The organism is Streptomyces sp. NPDC034037 (assembly GCF_055575715.1).
In genome coordinates, this window is the sequence record NZ_JBVISC010000002.1 from 585,467 (window position 1) to 600,078 (window position 14,612).

14 protein-coding genes are annotated in these 14,612 nt (G+C 72.7%); 7 read left to right on the forward strand and 7 right to left on the reverse strand.

The window, feature by feature from the left end; genetic code table 11:
- Window positions 1-38: 38 nt before the first annotated feature.
- Window positions 39-1,019: an SCO0930 family lipoprotein gene (locus ACZ516_RS08235; RefSeq protein ID WP_469009162.1), complete on the reverse strand. Its 981-nt coding sequence runs from the start codon at window positions 1,017-1,019 to the stop codon at window positions 39-41.
- Window positions 1,020-2,089: 1,070 nt separating this feature from the next.
- On the opposite strand from ACZ516_RS08235, the gene ACZ516_RS08240 reads away from it, so the two are divergent.
- Together ACZ516_RS08240 and ACZ516_RS08245 are read left to right on the forward strand one after the other, a co-directional pair.
- Window positions 2,090-2,854, forward strand: a complete 765-nt coding sequence (locus ACZ516_RS08240) for a bestrophin-like domain (protein WP_358590650.1) — start codon at window positions 2,090-2,092, stop codon at window positions 2,852-2,854.
- A 74-nt stretch (window positions 2,855-2,928) separates the two neighbouring features.
- Window positions 2,929-3,147 carry a hypothetical protein gene (locus ACZ516_RS08245; RefSeq protein WP_469009164.1) on the forward strand — a complete coding sequence of 73 codons (219 nt, stop codon included), beginning with the start codon at window positions 2,929-2,931 and terminating at the stop codon, window positions 3,145-3,147.
- 17 nt (window positions 3,148-3,164) lie between these two features.
- On the opposite strand, the gene ACZ516_RS08250 is transcribed toward ACZ516_RS08245, so the two are convergent.
- Complete coding sequence (locus tag ACZ516_RS08250; RefSeq protein ID WP_469009165.1) at window positions 3,165-3,833, reverse strand: maleylpyruvate isomerase family mycothiol-dependent enzyme; 669 nt, start codon at window positions 3,831-3,833, stop codon at window positions 3,165-3,167.
- Window positions 3,834-4,140: 307 nt separating this feature from the next.
- Between ACZ516_RS08250 and ACZ516_RS08255 the strand changes: the two genes are divergently transcribed.
- Window positions 4,141-4,698: a hypothetical protein gene (locus ACZ516_RS08255; protein WP_361086889.1), complete on the forward strand. Its 558-nt coding sequence runs from the start codon at window positions 4,141-4,143 to the stop codon at window positions 4,696-4,698.
- Window positions 4,699-4,861: 163 nt separating this feature from the next.
- On the opposite strand, the gene ACZ516_RS08260 is transcribed toward ACZ516_RS08255, so the two are convergent.
- On the reverse strand, window positions 4,862-5,353 hold the full coding sequence (locus ACZ516_RS08260; protein WP_358585091.1) for a hypothetical protein: 492 nt from the start codon (window positions 5,351-5,353) through the stop codon (window positions 4,862-4,864).
- A gap of 347 nt (window positions 5,354-5,700) precedes the next feature.
- Here ACZ516_RS08260 and ACZ516_RS08265 point away from each other — a divergent pair, with 347 nt between their 5' ends.
- The gene (locus ACZ516_RS08265; RefSeq protein ID WP_358585089.1) at window positions 5,701-6,381 is read left to right on the forward strand and encodes a class F sortase; all 681 of its coding nucleotides are present in this window, start codon (window positions 5,701-5,703) and stop codon (window positions 6,379-6,381) included.
- A 27-nt stretch (window positions 6,382-6,408) separates the two neighbouring features.
- On the opposite strand, the gene ACZ516_RS08270 is transcribed toward ACZ516_RS08265, so the two are convergent.
- Window positions 6,409-7,254, reverse strand: coding sequence for a polysaccharide deacetylase family protein (locus ACZ516_RS08270; protein WP_358585087.1), 846 nt, complete (start codon window positions 7,252-7,254; stop codon window positions 6,409-6,411).
- Between the two features lie 187 nt (window positions 7,255-7,441).
- Between ACZ516_RS08270 and ACZ516_RS08275 the strand changes: the two genes are divergently transcribed.
- A complete protein-coding gene (locus ACZ516_RS08275) occupies window positions 7,442-7,903 on the forward strand; it encodes a universal stress protein (protein ID WP_358699997.1) in 462 nt (153 codons plus the stop codon).
- A 118-nt stretch (window positions 7,904-8,021) separates the two neighbouring features.
- The gene (locus ACZ516_RS08280) at window positions 8,022-9,449 is read left to right on the forward strand and encodes an amino acid permease (protein WP_358585083.1); all 1,428 of its coding nucleotides are present in this window, start codon (window positions 8,022-8,024) and stop codon (window positions 9,447-9,449) included.
- A 9-nt stretch (window positions 9,450-9,458) separates the two neighbouring features.
- Here ACZ516_RS08280 and ACZ516_RS08285 read toward each other — a convergent pair whose 3' ends face one another.
- Window positions 9,459-10,727 carry a CapA family protein gene (locus tag ACZ516_RS08285; protein WP_469009167.1) on the reverse strand — a complete coding sequence of 423 codons (1,269 nt, stop codon included), beginning with the start codon at window positions 10,725-10,727 and terminating at the stop codon, window positions 9,459-9,461.
- 289 nt (window positions 10,728-11,016) lie between these two features.
- Here ACZ516_RS08285 and ACZ516_RS08290 point away from each other — a divergent pair, with 289 nt between their 5' ends.
- Entirely contained in the window at window positions 11,017-11,532 is a 516-nt protein-coding gene (locus ACZ516_RS08290; RefSeq protein ID WP_358585080.1) for a hypothetical protein, read from the forward strand.
- A gap of 43 nt (window positions 11,533-11,575) precedes the next feature.
- On the opposite strand, the gene ACZ516_RS08295 is transcribed toward ACZ516_RS08290, so the two are convergent.
- Window positions 11,576-12,436: an Fpg/Nei family DNA glycosylase gene (locus ACZ516_RS08295; protein WP_361086904.1), complete on the reverse strand. Its 861-nt coding sequence runs from the start codon at window positions 12,434-12,436 to the stop codon at window positions 11,576-11,578.
- A 9-nt stretch (window positions 12,437-12,445) separates the two neighbouring features.
- Complete coding sequence (locus ACZ516_RS08300) at window positions 12,446-14,560, reverse strand: SpoIIE family protein phosphatase (RefSeq protein WP_467466702.1); 2,115 nt, start codon at window positions 14,558-14,560, stop codon at window positions 12,446-12,448.
- Window positions 14,561-14,612 lie beyond the last annotated feature (52 nt).

The window sequence follows — 14,612 nt, forward strand, 5'->3', positions numbered from 1 at the left end:
GAGGGGGACGGGCCGGTCGGCCGTGCTTCCGTGGGGGGCTACTTGGGCGCGCCCACCGCCTTGCCGTCGGGGCTCGCGGCGTACCAAGTGCCGCCCACCCCCTGGCCGTTGGTGTCGCCCGGCTTCTTGTCGCCCGCGAAGGTGTACAGCGGCCAGCAGCCGATCGTCTGCTGTTTGCCGCCGTCCGGGCGGTCGTAGGTCATATAGCCCTTCTTCTTGATGCCCTCGGTGTCCGCCTTGTCGACGGGGGCGACGGCGGGCCACTTCTCGGCGCAGGCGCCGACGCAGTTGGACTTGATCGGCCAGGCCGAGTCCTTCGTGAAGCGGTAGACCGTCATGCCGTTTTTGTCCACGACGATCTCGCCGAGTTCCGGGTCCTTGCGGGTGGACAGGCCCGCGGGGTCGGCGGGGGCGGTTCCGGCCGTCGCGGGTGAGGCCTTCTTGCCGTCGGGGGCCGCCGCGTACCACGTGCCGCCCACGCCCTGGCCCTTGGCGTCGCCGGGCCCGGCGTCCTTCGCGTACCGGTAGACCGGCCAGCCGTCGATGGTGAGCTGCTTGGTGCCGTCGGCGGCGGTGACCTCGCCGAGCAGCGACCCGTCGACGCCCGGTGCGGCCTTGGCGCCGCTCGCGGCCACCGCCGGCCAGGTCTTGAGGCAGGCCGCGTCGCAGGTGGACCGGGGTGGCTGGGCGGTGTCCTTGTCGAAGCGGTAGAGCGTGCGGCCCGCGCTGTCGGTGACGACCTCGCCGAGCTTCTTGCTGTCCCACACGGCGAGTTGCCCGGCCGGCTTCGCCTTGGCGGCCGCGTCCTTGTCGGCGGCACCGGAGTCGGCTCCGTAGCCGTCGCCCGCGCCGTATCCGCCGCCCTTGGCCGGGGCCTCGTTGCCCACGTTCTGGCCGTTCGGGGACTGCTCGCCCTGCTCCTGTCCGCACGCCGCCGTCAAGGCAAGCAGGGCCGCAGCCGTCGCTACGAGCGAGGCGCTCCGCCCGGCCCGCGGGGCCCGCCCACTTGGATGCCGCATCTGTGACTCCCGCTGTCCGCTGGGGTGTTGTGGCGCCTGATTGCGTCACACCTGGCCCTAGATACGGGCCGGGGAGACCCTCGCGTTCAACGGGCCCGCGCATTTCTTCGCGCGGTGCCGACGGGCGCGGCAGCCGGGCCGACTGTGCGGCGCTCGGCCGAGAGGGGGCGCACTGCGTCAATCCCGCGGCAGCGACACATCCCCCCTTCGGGGGAAGTGGGAGCGTTCCGGCGTGCCTACAGCGGCCGGCGCCCATTATCTCGGTCGTGCATGGAACCTCGCCGACCTCATCCCCGCCAGGGCGTATTTCGAAGGTGCCGCCGTCCGCTCGCGGGGCGGGCCCGACGGTGTCCGGCGCGTGCGAACGCGAGGCGGAGGGCAGCCCCGGAACCGGCGGCATCGGGGTGCTCCCGACGCGACCGAAGGCGATTCCCCCGTGCCGTTCGGGCGGGCGGGGGAGCCTGCCAGGGGTCGCCGGGCGGGCAGGGCGTCCGAAATACGCCCTGGTCACCCGCGTGTGGGCACTCCTGGCGCTGACGTTGCTGCTCGGCACCTGCGCCGCCGCCGGCACGGCCGTGGCCTCCGACTGCGGGTACGCCTCGATCGACCAGGGCGGCGCCTCCTCGGGCGGCAACATCGCCGTGGCGGGCGACGGCGACTGCTGGGCCGGCCCCACACACCGGCCGAAGCCCCCGCCACCCGCTCCCCCGCATCCGCCGCCGCCTCCGCCACCACCCGCGCACGCACCCCCGCCCCCGCCGCCCCCGCCGAAAGCGCAGGCCGTGCAGCCGCCGCCGGCCGCTCCCGCAGCGAAGCCGAGTCCCGCTCCGCCCACGCCCAAGCCCACCCCGTCCAGGTCCGCCCCGAAACCGCCCCCCGCGCCGGGGCCGCCCGCTCCCGGCAGAACAACCAAGCCATCGCCATCCGTGACGTATCCGGCGTATCACCCCCCGCCGCGCACGCGTCCGCCGCGGCGCGGCCCGTCCCTCGTCTCCCTCACCCTGCTCATCACGGCGCCCGCGGTGCTCGCCGTCGCCGCGCTCCGTCCCCGCTGACCGCCGGAGGTCCCCATGTCGGAATGGCTTGTTCTCACCCTCGCGATGGTGGCCGCTTGCGGGGTCGTGCTCATCGTGACGCTCCTGCGCCACCGCAGGACCGGCGCGGACTACGACGCGTCGGAGACCCCGGACGTCATCGAGTACATGACGATGATGATCGGAGTCGTCTACGCCATCGTGCTCGGCCTGGCCATCGCGGGCGTCTGGGAAGCGCGCGGTGCGGCCCAGGAGCACGTGCGGGTGGAGGCCCAGGCGCTGCACGAGGTCTCGGAGCGGGCGCGGGTCTACCCGCCCGAGATCAGGGACCGGATCCGCGCCGATGTCCACACCTATGTCGGCCATGTCGTCACCACGGAGTGGGACGCGATGGCCGACAAGGGGCAGCTCACCGACCGCGGCGCCGATCTGCTCGCCCGGATCCGCCATGACGTCACGGACTACGAACCGAAGTCCGACTTCGAGGCACAGGCCTACCAGCCGCTGATCGACGAGGTGGCGGCCGCGGACGACGCGCGCAGCGCCCGCGCGGACAGCGTCGGGGCGACCATGCCCGGCGTGGTCTGGTTCGGCCTGATCATCGGAGGTCTGGTGACCATCGGCATGATCTTCGCGCTGCAGATCCGCCGCACCCCGCGCGAACTCCTGCTCGCCGGGCTCTTCTCGGCCCTGTTCGCCTTCCTGCTGTTCCTGATCTGGGACTTCGACGCCCCCTACAGCCGTGGCATCGCGGCGACGGCGGAGCCGTTCAGGGCACTGTTCCCGGGCATCGGCGGCTGAGACGCCGGGGCGCGACCCGCCCGTTGGCCGTCAAACGTGCTGCGTCGCGGCCCGGTCCGGCGCATTCTGGTGCCATGGCCTGGCAGACACCGATCGTCGTCCACCCGCCCGCCGTCGACGGCGGGCGGCGGATCACCGTGCGCGGGCAGGACGTCGGCGTCGCGCACGACGACCGCGACCTGGAGGAGTTCCTGCGCCGGGCGGGGCTGGGCGAGGCCGACATCGCGCTGGACGACCCCTGCCTCGTCGAGTGGCGCGGCGGCCCGCACGCATGGCCGCCGCGACAGCCCTGAGACGGGCCCCGCAGCCCTCAGTTCGCTCTTCGACCTGCGCGCAGTCGGGCGCGCAGGACCGCCGCACCGTCCCCCTCGAGGTCCTCGCAGGCCGCCGCGCGGCCCGCCATCCCCATCACCAGCGAGAGGGTCGGCCCTCGCAGCAGATCCCCCGAGCCGGTGGTGAACGGCCCGTCCGTGGCCTCGACCCGCAGGCCCGCGATCGCCGTGTTGCTCGCGACGGTGAAATCGCGGCCGGCGAAGAACCGGGCCACGGCGGTCGTGGTGGCCACCGGGGGTGTCCTCACCAGGCCCAGTGGCCGGCGGATGTCCCCGCTGTGGACGACGATCTCGCCCAGCCAGGCCGGAGTGTGTCGCGTCGGTCCGGCGGGCCCGGCGACGACTGCGCGAAAGCGCCGCAACGTCTCTTCGGGCGTAGCACCGCGGTGCTCTGCGAGCCGCCGGTCGTTGTGCACGTCGGGGTCGAACCGCGCGGCCAGCATGCTCAGCAGCCAACGCCACATCCCGGTGCCGGCACCTGCCGTCAGATGGGCCACGACCTCCTCCACGGTCCAGCGTTCACACAGCGATGTGGTCGCCCACTGGGCCTCGCTCAGCTCGGCGAGGTCTTGCGCGAGCGCCGACCGCTCGACGTGGATCGCCCGTTCCAGAGCCTTCCGACTCTGCGAAACGTGTGGTTCAGCCATGGGGCAGCCTCCAGAGAGCGGGTGTCCTCCATCAGACTCCTGTCGCCGCCCGAACTCATCGGCCGCACCCGCGCGGCGCATCCAGCGACCGGCAGTCGAGCCGTCCCTCCTGCCCGAACACCGCGAGTGGCGCCCTCGGATGCGCCACGCCGTGCCGTTCCCCTGTCCGGCGTACCGGATTGCCCCGTTCGCACGACACCGCTCGCGACCGCACGGGGGCCTCCTTAGCGTTCCGGTCATCGAGGTGCATTCCAGGCGTCGGCGGAAGAGGTCCGCGGCTGCTCCTCGGGGACCCGGAGGATCCACCATGCACGCGATACGCGTGGCTTCGGCCGCTCTGCTCACCGCAACCGTCCTCACCCTCACGATCCCGCCCGCCTCGGCGGCCGTCACGGGCGACGACACGAACAACAACATCACCTCGTTCGGCTTCCGCGTCACCCCTTCCACCATCGCCGCGGGCGGCCAGGTCACGCTCAGCGTCGACGGCTGCGACGGCGACGCCAAGGTCACCTCAGGGATCTTCGACGACGCCCACATCCCCAAGGGTCAGACGTCCACCACGGCCCAGGTCTTCTGGGAGGCCAAACCCGGGGCGATGTACGAGGTGACGTTCGCCTGCAAGGGCGAGACCGGGAAGGCCGACCTGACCATCGCCACGGGCCGTCCCGACGACAACGGCCGCCACGACCCGAACCAGGACCACCGGCAGAACCAGGTCCACAAGGGCGTCAAGGCCGGAGTCGGCGGCAGCCTCGGCGGACTCGACCTGCACGAGATCGCCATCGGCAGCGCGCTGATCCTCGGCACCCTCGGCGTCGCCTACCGCAGGACACGGCGCCGCACCGGCGAGGACGGCGCCTGACCCGCTCCGGCACGACACCCCGGCACGGCTTCGCCCCCGGGCGTCTCCAGGACCCGGGGGCGAAGCCGTGACGTGCGACGCGGGGAGAGGGAGCCGGGCGGGGCGGCGCGGAAGGGGGACGCGCCGGAGCGCCCGGCGGCTCGGACCCGTCTCGCAGAACGGCTCAGGTCCGGTTCTCGGAGCGGCGGCGCATCCAGAACACCCCGCCGCCGACCACGGCGGCCGCCACCAGGGCACCGCCGATGGCCATGTCGGTGCTGGTCGCCCCCGAGTGCGAGCTGCCGCCGAAGCCGCCGCGCACACCGCCGTGGATGACCGTGAACGCGGCCGGGCGGGTGAGCGTCTTGCCGCCGCAGTGGGCCGTGATGTCGTAGGCCCCCGGAGTGGCGTGCCGGTGGATGACGGCCGTGGCGCTCGACGTGCTGCCGCCGGGGATGGCGTGCAGGTGCGTGTCCGGGAAGGCGTGCGAGGTGATCTTGCCGCCGGCCTGGCAGGACGAACCGTCGACCGTGACCGTCAGGTGCCCGCCCCGCGGGATCACGCTGGGCATGGCCACGATGTTGGTGGGGTCGGCCCAGGCGGACGCGGCCGGGGCGCCGAGCCCGACGACCGCGCCGGCCGCGGCGGCGACCGCGAGGGCACGAGTGGTACGCATACGAGAAGTACGCATGGAAATCCTCCGCGGAAGGCGCCCCGGGGGTACCGTCCCCGGTCGATCGGCGAGAGCGCCTCCCAGACTGACCCTCAGATGCGGCGCCCCGGCCCGCATTTCGGGGATCGGCCGTCCTGGTGAGCCGACACGCCGGGGCATGTCCGCGCGCGGGGCATCACCGCAGGTCACGGTCCGTCAGAAAAATCCTGGGCGGGGCGACTCGGATGGCGCACCCCGGCCGGGACGCCACCCGTTCGCGCCCGCCCTTTCGCATGCCGCGCGCACCGCGCTTAGCGTTCTCGTACGCGCAATGGACGCGGCGCGCCCGCCGCGTTGAGAGGGGATAGAGAATGCCTTCGTCCCATCCGGCCGACGAATTCGAGTTCCACGTTCCCCAGGAGGACGAAAAGCAGCGCAAGCGCGCCCCGTGGGGTGCGATGGCACTCGTTCTGCTGACCGGTCTCGCGCTGATCCGCAACGGTTCGGGGGAATTCGACGTGGGCCCGCCGCAGCCGGCGTCCGCCGCGGCAGCGGACCGTGCGCCGGACGCGGCGGCCGACGCCCCGGCCCCGCTGACGTTCTCGCCCGCCGAGCGCGTGCGCATCAAGGGCATCCAGGTGGACGCGCCGGTCATCGGGGTCGGGCTGGACGCGGAGGGGTGGGTGGACGCGCCACCGCCCGAGGACCCGAACCTCGCGGGCTGGTTCACGGGCGCCGCCTCACCGGGCGAGCAGGGCACGGCGGTGGTCGTCGGACATGTGGACAACCAGCAGGGCCCGGCCGTCTTCTACGGCCTCGGTTCCCTGAAGAAGGGCCAGCACATCGAGGTCAGGCGCAAGGACAAGAAGACCGCCATCTTCAAGATCTACGGCATCGAGGTGTTCGACAAGAGCGACTTCCCCGGAAAGCGGGTCTACGGAAACAGCGGTACTCCCGAATTGCGCGTCATCACCTGCGGCGGTGGTTTCTCCAAGCAGTCCGGTTATGACTCGAACGTCGTCGTCTTCGCCCGGCTGACCGCCGTGCGCTGACCCGGGGGCCGAGGGGCGGGTGGCGCGTCACACCATGTGGCGGCCCGGCACCGTGATGCGGTAGCCCGAGTCGAGCAGTTCCGGCAGGTAGGTGCGCAGCGCGAGGACGCTGCCCGAGCGGTCTCCGCCCGCGTCGTGCGAGAGCACCACGACGCCGGGCGCCGCGCCCGCGCGGACCCGGCGCACGATGGTCGCCGCGCCCGGCTCGGTCCAGTCGAGGGTGTCCACGGTCCAGGCGAGCGGTTCCATGCCGAGTTCGGCGCCCAGTTGGAAGGTGTTGCGGTTCCACGCCCCGTAGGGGGCCCGGAACCACTCGGGGGGTTCGCCGGTCACGTCCTCGATGACCTCGCAGGTGCGCTCGATCTGCGCGCGCGTCCTGGCCCGGCTCAGCTTCGGCAGCAGCGGGTGGCTCCAGGTGTGGTTGCCGATCAGGTGCCCGTCGTCGGCCATCTCGCGCAGCAGGTCCGGGTGGTCGGCGGCCATCTCCCCGCACACGAAGAACATGGCGCGCACGTCGTGTGCGCGCAGCGTCCGCAGGATGTGCGGGGTGTAGGTGGGGTCGGGTCCGTCGTCGAAGGTCAGCACCATGGAGCGGTCGTGGCCGGGCATGCGCAGGATCGGTGCCTTGCGGACCCGGGGCAGGGCACGTGCCGAGCGCGGGGGGCCGTGGCCCGCCATGGGCTGGAGGCGGTACGCGGAGGGCTTCATGGCGCTGCGGGCCGGCGGCCCCGCGGCGGGCCCGCCGCTCGGCGCGAGGGGCGCGGGGTCGGCCGTGCGGTCGGCGCCGACGCATCCGGCGGTCGCGGCGAGGCCGAGGGCCGCGGCGGTACGGAGCATGAGCCGACGCCCCGGGGTCAGCTGATCGTCTTTCATGACTAATCCGTCGCACGGTGGGCGGCCCCGGCGGCACACCAACACCGGGGCGGCCTCCGAAAGCACCCGATCAGCCGCCTGGGAGCGGTCGGACGCGACGGACCGGGGGACGGGCCGCGCGGGGCCGCTCTCCGTGGCGCGGCGCCTGCCCGCGGCCGGTCGGCGGGGCTCCGTTAACCTCACGGGGGTGAGCGAAGACCAGGTCCACCAGTTCGAACGCGGCACCGACGGGCCGAAGGTGATCGTCGTCGGGATCGACGGCTCCGACTCGTCGCTGCGGGCCGCCGCCTACGCGGCGGGCCTCGCCCGGCGGCAGCGGGCCCTGCTCGCCGTCGTGTACATCCAGCCGGTGCTCGCGGCGGGCGCGGCCCTCGGCGTGCCGGTCGCCGAGACCACCGACGAGATCGCCGAGGGGCTCATCGCGGAGATCCGGGACGCGGCCGAGCGGGTGAAGGACATATTCGACGTCCGTTGGGAGTTCCACACCTTCCGCGGCGACCCGTACAGCGGTCTGGTGACCGCGGCGGACGAGCTGAAGGCCGACGCCGTCGTCGTCGGCGCCTCCGAGCAGGCGGGCCACCGCATCGTCGGCTCGGTCGCCGTGCGGCTGGTGAAGGCGGGCCGCTGGCCGGTGACGGTCGTGCCCTGATGCGCCCCTGCCGAATGAACCCGGCCCGCGCGAGGGGTGTGGCGTCTTCCGTAGGGGCGCGGGCTGGGCCATCATGATCCGCCATCAGCCGACTGCCGTCCGCGAAGAGGTGGAGCTCATGGCGGGACTCCGGATGGGGCAGGGCGTCCTGCGCCGCAAGCCCATCGAACACATCGAGGAGACAGAGGCGGGGGCGGGTGGCGGGCTGACCCGTTCCCTCGGGCTCTGGCAGCTCACCGCGATCGGCGTCGGCGGCATCATCGGCGCCGGCATCTTCACGCTGGCGGGCACCGTCGCCCACGAGAAGGCGGGGCCCGCGGTCCTGATCTCGTTCCTGGTCGCCGGGGTGGCGAGCGCGGCGGCGGCGTTCTCGTACGCCGAGTTCGCGGGCCTCATCCCGAAGGCGGGCTCCGCGTACACGTACGGCTATGTGGTGCTCGGCGAGCTGGCCGGCTGGTTCATCGGCTGGGACCTGCTCCTGGAGTACACGGCCATCGTGGCGGTGGTCGCGATCGGCATCTCCGGCTACTTCAACTTCCTGATCAACGACATGGGCGCCGAGCTGCCGAAGTGGATGCTGGGCGCGCCCGGTACCGGCGACGGGCACCGGGTCGATCTCTTCGCGGCGCTCCTGTGCCTGCTCATCGCGTATCTGCTCACGCTCGGCATCAAGAACGCGGCGCGCTTCGAGATGGTCGTGGTGGTCCTGAAGGTCCTCGTCGTGCTCGTCGTGATCGGGGTCGGGTTCTTCCACATCGACACGGGCAACTACGAGCCGTTCTTCCCCTTCGGCGTCAGCGGCGCGTTCACGGGTGCGGCCACCGTGTTCTTCGCCGTGTTCGGTTACGACGCCATGTCGACCGCGGCGGAGGAGTCCAAGGACGCCCAGCGGCACATGCCGAAGGCGATCCTGTACTCCCTGGCCGTCTCGATGGTCCTGTACGTCCTGGCGTGCCTGGTCCTCACCGGTATGCAGGGCTACAAGGACATCGACCCGGAGAGCGGCTTCTCCACGGCGTTCAAGTCGGTCGGGCTCGGCTCGCTCGCCGACGTCATCGCCGTCGGCGCCATCATCGGCATCCTCACCGTGATGTTCACCTTCATGCTGGGCGTCACGCGCGTGTGGTTCGCCATGAGCCGCGACGGGCTGCTGCCCAAGTGGTTCGCCAAGACGCACGAGACGCGGCACGTGCCGACCCGCGTGACGTGGATCGTGGGGTTCGCCTCAGCCGCCATCGCCGGGTTCCTGCCGATCGGCGAGGCGGCCGAACTGACCAACATCGGGATCCTGCTGGCGTTCGTCGTGGTGTGTGTCTCGGTGATCGTGCTGCGCTACAAGCGGCCCGAACTGCCGCGCACCTTCCGCTGCCCCGGGATGCCGGTGGTGCCGGCGATCGGGGTGCTCTTCTCCGTCTGGCTCATCACGTTCCTCCAGTGGCAGACCTGGGTGCGGTTCGCCGTCTGGTTCGTCATCGGCCTGGCCGTGTACTTCGGCTACTCCTACCGCAAGTCGGAGCTGGCGAAGGCGGACCGGGGCGCCCGGTAGCGCCCGCCGCTACCTGCCCATCACCAGGCCGTCCTTGCCGGCGCCCCGGCCGAGGACGACGCGGCGGATCCGGTCGCGGACCTCGCGTACGTCCGCCCCGCGGCGCAGTGCCGCGTTGAGGTCGACCACGCGGCCGGCGTCGGTGTCGAACCACATCGGGAGGAACTCCGCCTTCTCCACCTTCCACCGGCCGCCCGGCGCGGCCGGTGGGGCGAAGGTGAAGCGGCCGACGGAGTTCTGGTTGCCGCGCGGGTCGTGGGCGCCCTCGTGGTTGATCATGCTCCCGGCGATCTGGTCGCCCATGCCGTAGATGATCCAGGTGCCGCCCACCTTCTCGTACGCCTGGGGCACATGGGCGTGGGTGCCGATGATCAGGTCGATGTCCGGCCGCTTGCCGGTACGCGACGCCGTGAGCCGCTTGCCGAGGCGCAGTTGGCGCCGGTCGGGGGCGGTCTGCCACTCCGTGCCCCAGTGCAGGCTGACGACGACCACGTCGGCGCCCGCCTTCCGGGCCGCCCGCGCGTCCTTGACGATCTTCGTGCGGTCGATCAGGTCGACCGACCACGGCTTGCCCTTCGGCAGCGGGTGGCCGTTCGTGCCGTAGGTGTAGGCGAGGTGCGCGACTTTGGCGCCGCCCGCCCGCAGCCACGCCGGTCTCCTGTCCTCCGCGGCGGTGCGGGCCGAGCCCGCGTGCGCGACGCCCGCCCTGTCGAGCGCGTCCAGGGTGCGGCGCACTCCCGCCGCGCCGTCGTCGAGGGTGTGGTTGGAGGCGGTGGAGCACGAGTCGTACCCGGTGGCCTTCAGGGCGCGGGCCACCTGGGGCGGTGACTTGAAGTCGGGGTAGCCGCTGTAGTCGCCCCGGGGCCCGTAGACGGTCTCCATGTGGCAGATCGCCACATCCGCCGCGGCGACGATGCGTTTGGCGCCCGCGAACATCGGGACGAAGTCGTAGCCGTCGCCGTCCGCGTCGGCCCGGGCCCGGCGGATGATCGAGGAGTGCGGCAGGACGTCCCCGGAGGCGACGAGCGTGAAGTTCCGGCGCTGGGCCGTGCCGCCGCTCGCCGGGGAGTGGGCCGGGGTCGCGCCGGGGCGGGAGGCTTCCCGCCGGGTGGCCCAGTCGCCGACGGCGCTGCCCGTGTCCGCCGTGCAGGATGCCGTGCCCGCGATCAGCAGGGCCGTGGCGGCGGCCGTGGCCGGGCGGCGTCTTCGCGTCCGGGGTGGGGGCTGCGGGCCTCTTGTGGTCCGTGTGCTGCGTGAGTGCTCCGCGCGCTGGCTCATCGATCAGGCTCCACGAATCTAGTGCTATCGGTCGATATGACTAGATGCACGGCTCTCTCGGTGAATCAAGGACCCTTGCCCCCCGAGTCCCCGAAAAGGAGTCAAATCGCTGACCCCTGTGACGCGAACAACACACGGCCACTCACCTGCGTGGAAACCGGGGCCCGGGTCAAGGCTCCGTAAAGCGCCTTGCTCAGCACCCCCCGCGGGTAATCGGCTGTCCTCATCCGTGTTCCGGATCGGGGCCGGAGGCCGGTGACGCGCACGGACCGGAGGAAGGCGGAGCGGGATGCCGTACGAGAGCAGAGGCGGCACGGAGGGGCCCAGGGGCGGCGACCTGAGGGTGCCCATGGCGTGGTTCTACGCCGAGTACATCGCCGACGAGTTGTTGCGCACCGGCGATCTGATGCCGCCGACGTCCTTCGAGTACCGCGCGGGGCGCGACGCGCTCGCCCTGACGATCTTCCTGTCGGACAGCGGGGGTGAACTGTCCGGGATCCGGGTGATCACGCAGCTGGAGACCTGGCTCTCCCTGACCGAGTATGACCAGGCCTGGCTGGAGTGGGTGCGCGGGCGCCTGGAGCTGGCCCTGGACGACGCCGCCGCGGCGGGCGGGCCGCACCCCGACGTGGAGCTGGCCGAACTGGCCTGGCGGTGGCTGGAGGAGACCGAGCTGCTCGCGCCGGACCTGGACGCCGTGCCGGGCGGCGGGGCGCTGCCGGGCGAGGAGGACGGGCCCAAGGTGTGGACGCCCGCGTGGCGGCTCGGGCTGCCGCTCGGACATCTGGCGATCCATCTGTTCTGAGGGCTCCTGCCACCCGCCCCCTCGCTCCGGCAGGCGTGACGGCTCACTTCAGCAGGCGCGACAGTCTCCGGTCCGCCAGCGGCTTTCCGCCCGTCTGGCAGGTGGGGCAGTACTGGAGCGAGGAGTCGGCGAAGGACACCTCACGGATCGTGTCGCCGCACACGGGACAGGGCTCACCGGTGCGGCCGTGGACGCGCAGGCCGCTCTTCTTCTCCGCCTTCAGGCGCCCGGCCGCCACTCCGCGCGAGCGCTCCACCGCCTCGGTCAGCGTGTCCCGCAGCGCCCCGTACAGCCCGTGGACCTCCGCCCCGGTGAGGCTCGACGTCAGCTTGAAGGGCGACATGCGGGCCGCGTGCAGGATCTCGTCGCTGTACGCGTTGCCGACACCGGCGATCAGGCCCTGGTCGCGCAAGGCGCCCTTGATCTGCCTCCGCTCCCCCGCGAGGAGAGAGGCGAACCGCTCCTCGTCGAAGTCCGGGGCGAGCGGATCGGGGCCGAGGCGGGCGATGCCCGGGATTTCCCGCGGCGCCTCGGTGACGTAGACCGCGAGGCGCTTTTGCGTGCCGGCCTCCGTCAGGTCGAAGCCCTCCCCCGTCTCCAGGGCGACGCGCAGCGCGAGCGGGCCCTTGCCGGGGCGCGGGGCGGCGTCGGGGAGCGGGTCCTTCCACTGGAGCCAGCCTGCGCGCGCGAGGTGGGTGACGAGGTGGAGCCCGCCCGCGTCGACGTCCAGGAACTTGCCGTGCCGCGTCACGGCCGTGACGGTACGGCCCTGGAGGGCGGTGAGCGGGGGGTCGTAGGTCTTGAGGACGCTCACCGCCACCGGCAGCACGCGCACGATCTCACGACCGATCAGATGATCCGTCAGAAAGCCCCTGAGGGCCTCGACTTCGGGCAGTTCCGGCATGGCTCTCCCTCAGACCCGCTCGTCCCTGGCGGGCACGATGAACTCGCACCACACGCATTTGCCGCCGCCGCGCGCGTCCACGCCCCATACGTCCGTGAGCCGGTCCACGAGGAGCAGCCCACGGCCCGAGACCCCCTCCTCCCCCGCCTCGCGGCGGCGCGGCAGAGCGCTGGAGGAGTCCTCCACGTCCACACGCAGCCGCCGGTCGGCGCCGCTGAGCACGCGCAGGGTCACGATGGCGGCACCGCCGGTGTGCATCAGCGCGTTGGTGATCATCTCGTCGGCGACCAGCTCGATCTCGTCGGCGCGCCCGCCCGCGCCCCAGGCGCGTACCGCGGCCCTGATCATGTGGCGGGCCTCGGTCAGCGCCTCCGGGTCGTTCTGCGCCACGTGCTGGCGCAGGCGGCCGGCCGAGCGGGGCGCGTCGATGGCGTGGCGGCGCAGCAGGAGCAGCGCGGCGTCGTCGTCGCCGCCCCGGCCGTCCACGATGCCGCAGAGCCGGTCGGCGAGCTCGGACAGGTCGCGGGGGCCGCCGGCGGCGAGTTCGGCCAGTGCGCGCATGCCGTCGTCGAGGTCGGCCCCGGGTACTTCGACGAGTCCGTCGGTGCACAGCAGCAGGGTCTGGCCGGGTTCGAGTTCGAGGGTGGTGACGGGGTAGTCCAGTCGCCCGAACTCGGCGGAGAGGCCGAGCGGCAGACCGCCGTCGACGGGCACTCTGCGGCAGGAGCCGTCGGTGAGCTGCAGGAGCGGGTCGAGGTGTCCCGCCCGTACGAGCTGCACCGCGCCGGTCGACAGGTCGGTCTCCGCGTACAGGCAGGTCGCGAAGCGCTCGGTGTCCAGTTCGTGCAGGAAGCTGGAGGCGCGGGCCATGACGGTGGCGGGCATGTGCCCCTCGCTGGCGTAGGCCCGCAGCACGATGCGGAGCTGGCCCATGACGGCGGCGGCGTGCGTGTCGTGGCCCTGGACGTCTCCGATGACGGCGCCGACCCGGCCCCCGGGCAGCGGGATCACGTCGTACCAGTCGCCTCCGATGTCCCGTCCGAGCGCCGCCGAGCGGTAGCGGACGGCGATCTCCGCGCCCGGCACACCGGGGATGGAGCGCGGCAGCATGGCCTGCTGGAGGCTCTGGGCGAGGTCCTTCTCCTGCTCGTAGAACATGGCGCGCTGCAGGCTCTGCGCGATGCTGCTGCCGAGCGCGACCAGGACGTTGCGCTCCTCCACGGTGAATGCGCTCTTGTGCTGGTAGAGCAGTCCGAGCGCGCCGATGGGGCGGGCCTGCGCGATCAGCGGCAGATACGCGGCCGCGGTGATGCCGAGTCCGGCGATGTGCGGCCACAGCAGCGGGTAGGACCGCGCGAAGTCCTCGGCGGACTCGATGTAGCGGGGCGCGAGGGTGCGGACGACCTCGCTCATCGGGTACGGCTCGTCGATGCGGGTCACCAGGGTGCCGGGCACGAAGCTGCCGACGGGGCCCTCGGCGACGAGGCGGATCCGTCCGGCCTCGACCAGGCCCATGACCAGGTTGGCGGCGCCGAGGTGCGCGAGGCCGTGGGTGTCCTTGAGGACGTCGATGACGTCCTGCACCGTGCGGGCGTGGGCCAGTGCCGCCGTGGTGCCCTGGACGATGCTGGTCGTGCGGCGCCGCTCGGCCTCCTCGTCGACGCGTTCGCGCACGGCGGGCGGGCTGTCGCCCAGCTCGCGGGTGGCGTCCCTGACGATGCCCACGATCCGGCGGGGGCGGCCGGTGGTGTCGCGCCGGATGCAGCCGTGCGTGTGCGTCCAGCGCAGGGCGCCGCCGCGCAGGCGCACCCGGAAGTACGCGCCGTAGGTCTGGCTGCCGTCCTTCAGGGCGTGCGCGACGATCTGGTCCAGGCGGTGCGCCTCGACCGTCGGGACGCGCGCGGAGAGGGTATCGGGGCGTCCGTCGTACTCGTCGGGGCGCACGTCGAAGACCTCGTGGGCGGTGGCGTCCATGGACATCTGGCCCGTGTCGAGGTCCCAGTCGAAGCAGCCCATGCGCAGCGCGGCGCCGTACAGCTCCATGAAACAGTCGGCCGGCGCCGCGGCCGGCTGCGCACAGCGGCAGTGCCCCGCCGGGGGGTGCGCACCGGTGCCCGCGTCCATGGGGCCACGCTAGGCGGAGCCCCCGGCGCGCGCATGTGGGGGCGGCCGCCCG

Excerpts from the sequence above, each read along its gene's own strand:
- ACZ516_RS08235 (WP_469009162.1), bottom strand. The coding sequence starts at position 1,019 with ATGCGGCATCCAAGTGGGCGGGCCCCGCGGGCCGGGCGGAGCGCCTCG.
- ACZ516_RS08240 (WP_358590650.1), top strand. The coding sequence starts at position 2,090 with ATGTCGGAATGGCTTGTTCTCACCCTCGCGATGGTGGCCGCTTGCGGG.
- ACZ516_RS08245 (WP_469009164.1), top strand. The coding sequence starts at position 2,929 with ATGGCCTGGCAGACACCGATCGTCGTCCACCCGCCCGCCGTCGACGGC.
- ACZ516_RS08250 (WP_469009165.1), bottom strand. The coding sequence starts at position 3,833 with ATGGCTGAACCACACGTTTCGCAGAGTCGGAAGGCTCTGGAACGGGCG.
- ACZ516_RS08255 (WP_361086889.1), top strand. The coding sequence starts at position 4,141 with ATGCACGCGATACGCGTGGCTTCGGCCGCTCTGCTCACCGCAACCGTC.
- ACZ516_RS08260 (WP_358585091.1), bottom strand. The coding sequence starts at position 5,353 with ATGCGTACCACTCGTGCCCTCGCGGTCGCCGCCGCGGCCGGCGCGGTC.
- ACZ516_RS08265 (WP_358585089.1), top strand. The coding sequence starts at position 5,701 with ATGCCTTCGTCCCATCCGGCCGACGAATTCGAGTTCCACGTTCCCCAG.
- ACZ516_RS08270 (WP_358585087.1), bottom strand. The coding sequence starts at position 7,254 with ATGAAAGACGATCAGCTGACCCCGGGGCGTCGGCTCATGCTCCGTACC.
- ACZ516_RS08280 (WP_358585083.1), top strand. The coding sequence starts at position 8,022 with ATGGCGGGACTCCGGATGGGGCAGGGCGTCCTGCGCCGCAAGCCCATC.
- ACZ516_RS08285 (WP_469009167.1), bottom strand. The coding sequence starts at position 10,727 with ATGAGCCAGCGCGCGGAGCACTCACGCAGCACACGGACCACAAGAGGC.
- ACZ516_RS08290 (WP_358585080.1), top strand. The coding sequence starts at position 11,017 with ATGCCGTACGAGAGCAGAGGCGGCACGGAGGGGCCCAGGGGCGGCGAC.
- ACZ516_RS08295 (WP_361086904.1), bottom strand. The coding sequence starts at position 12,436 with ATGCCGGAACTGCCCGAAGTCGAGGCCCTCAGGGGCTTTCTGACGGAT.
- ACZ516_RS08300 (WP_467466702.1), bottom strand. The coding sequence starts at position 14,560 with ATGGACGCGGGCACCGGTGCGCACCCCCCGGCGGGGCACTGCCGCTGT.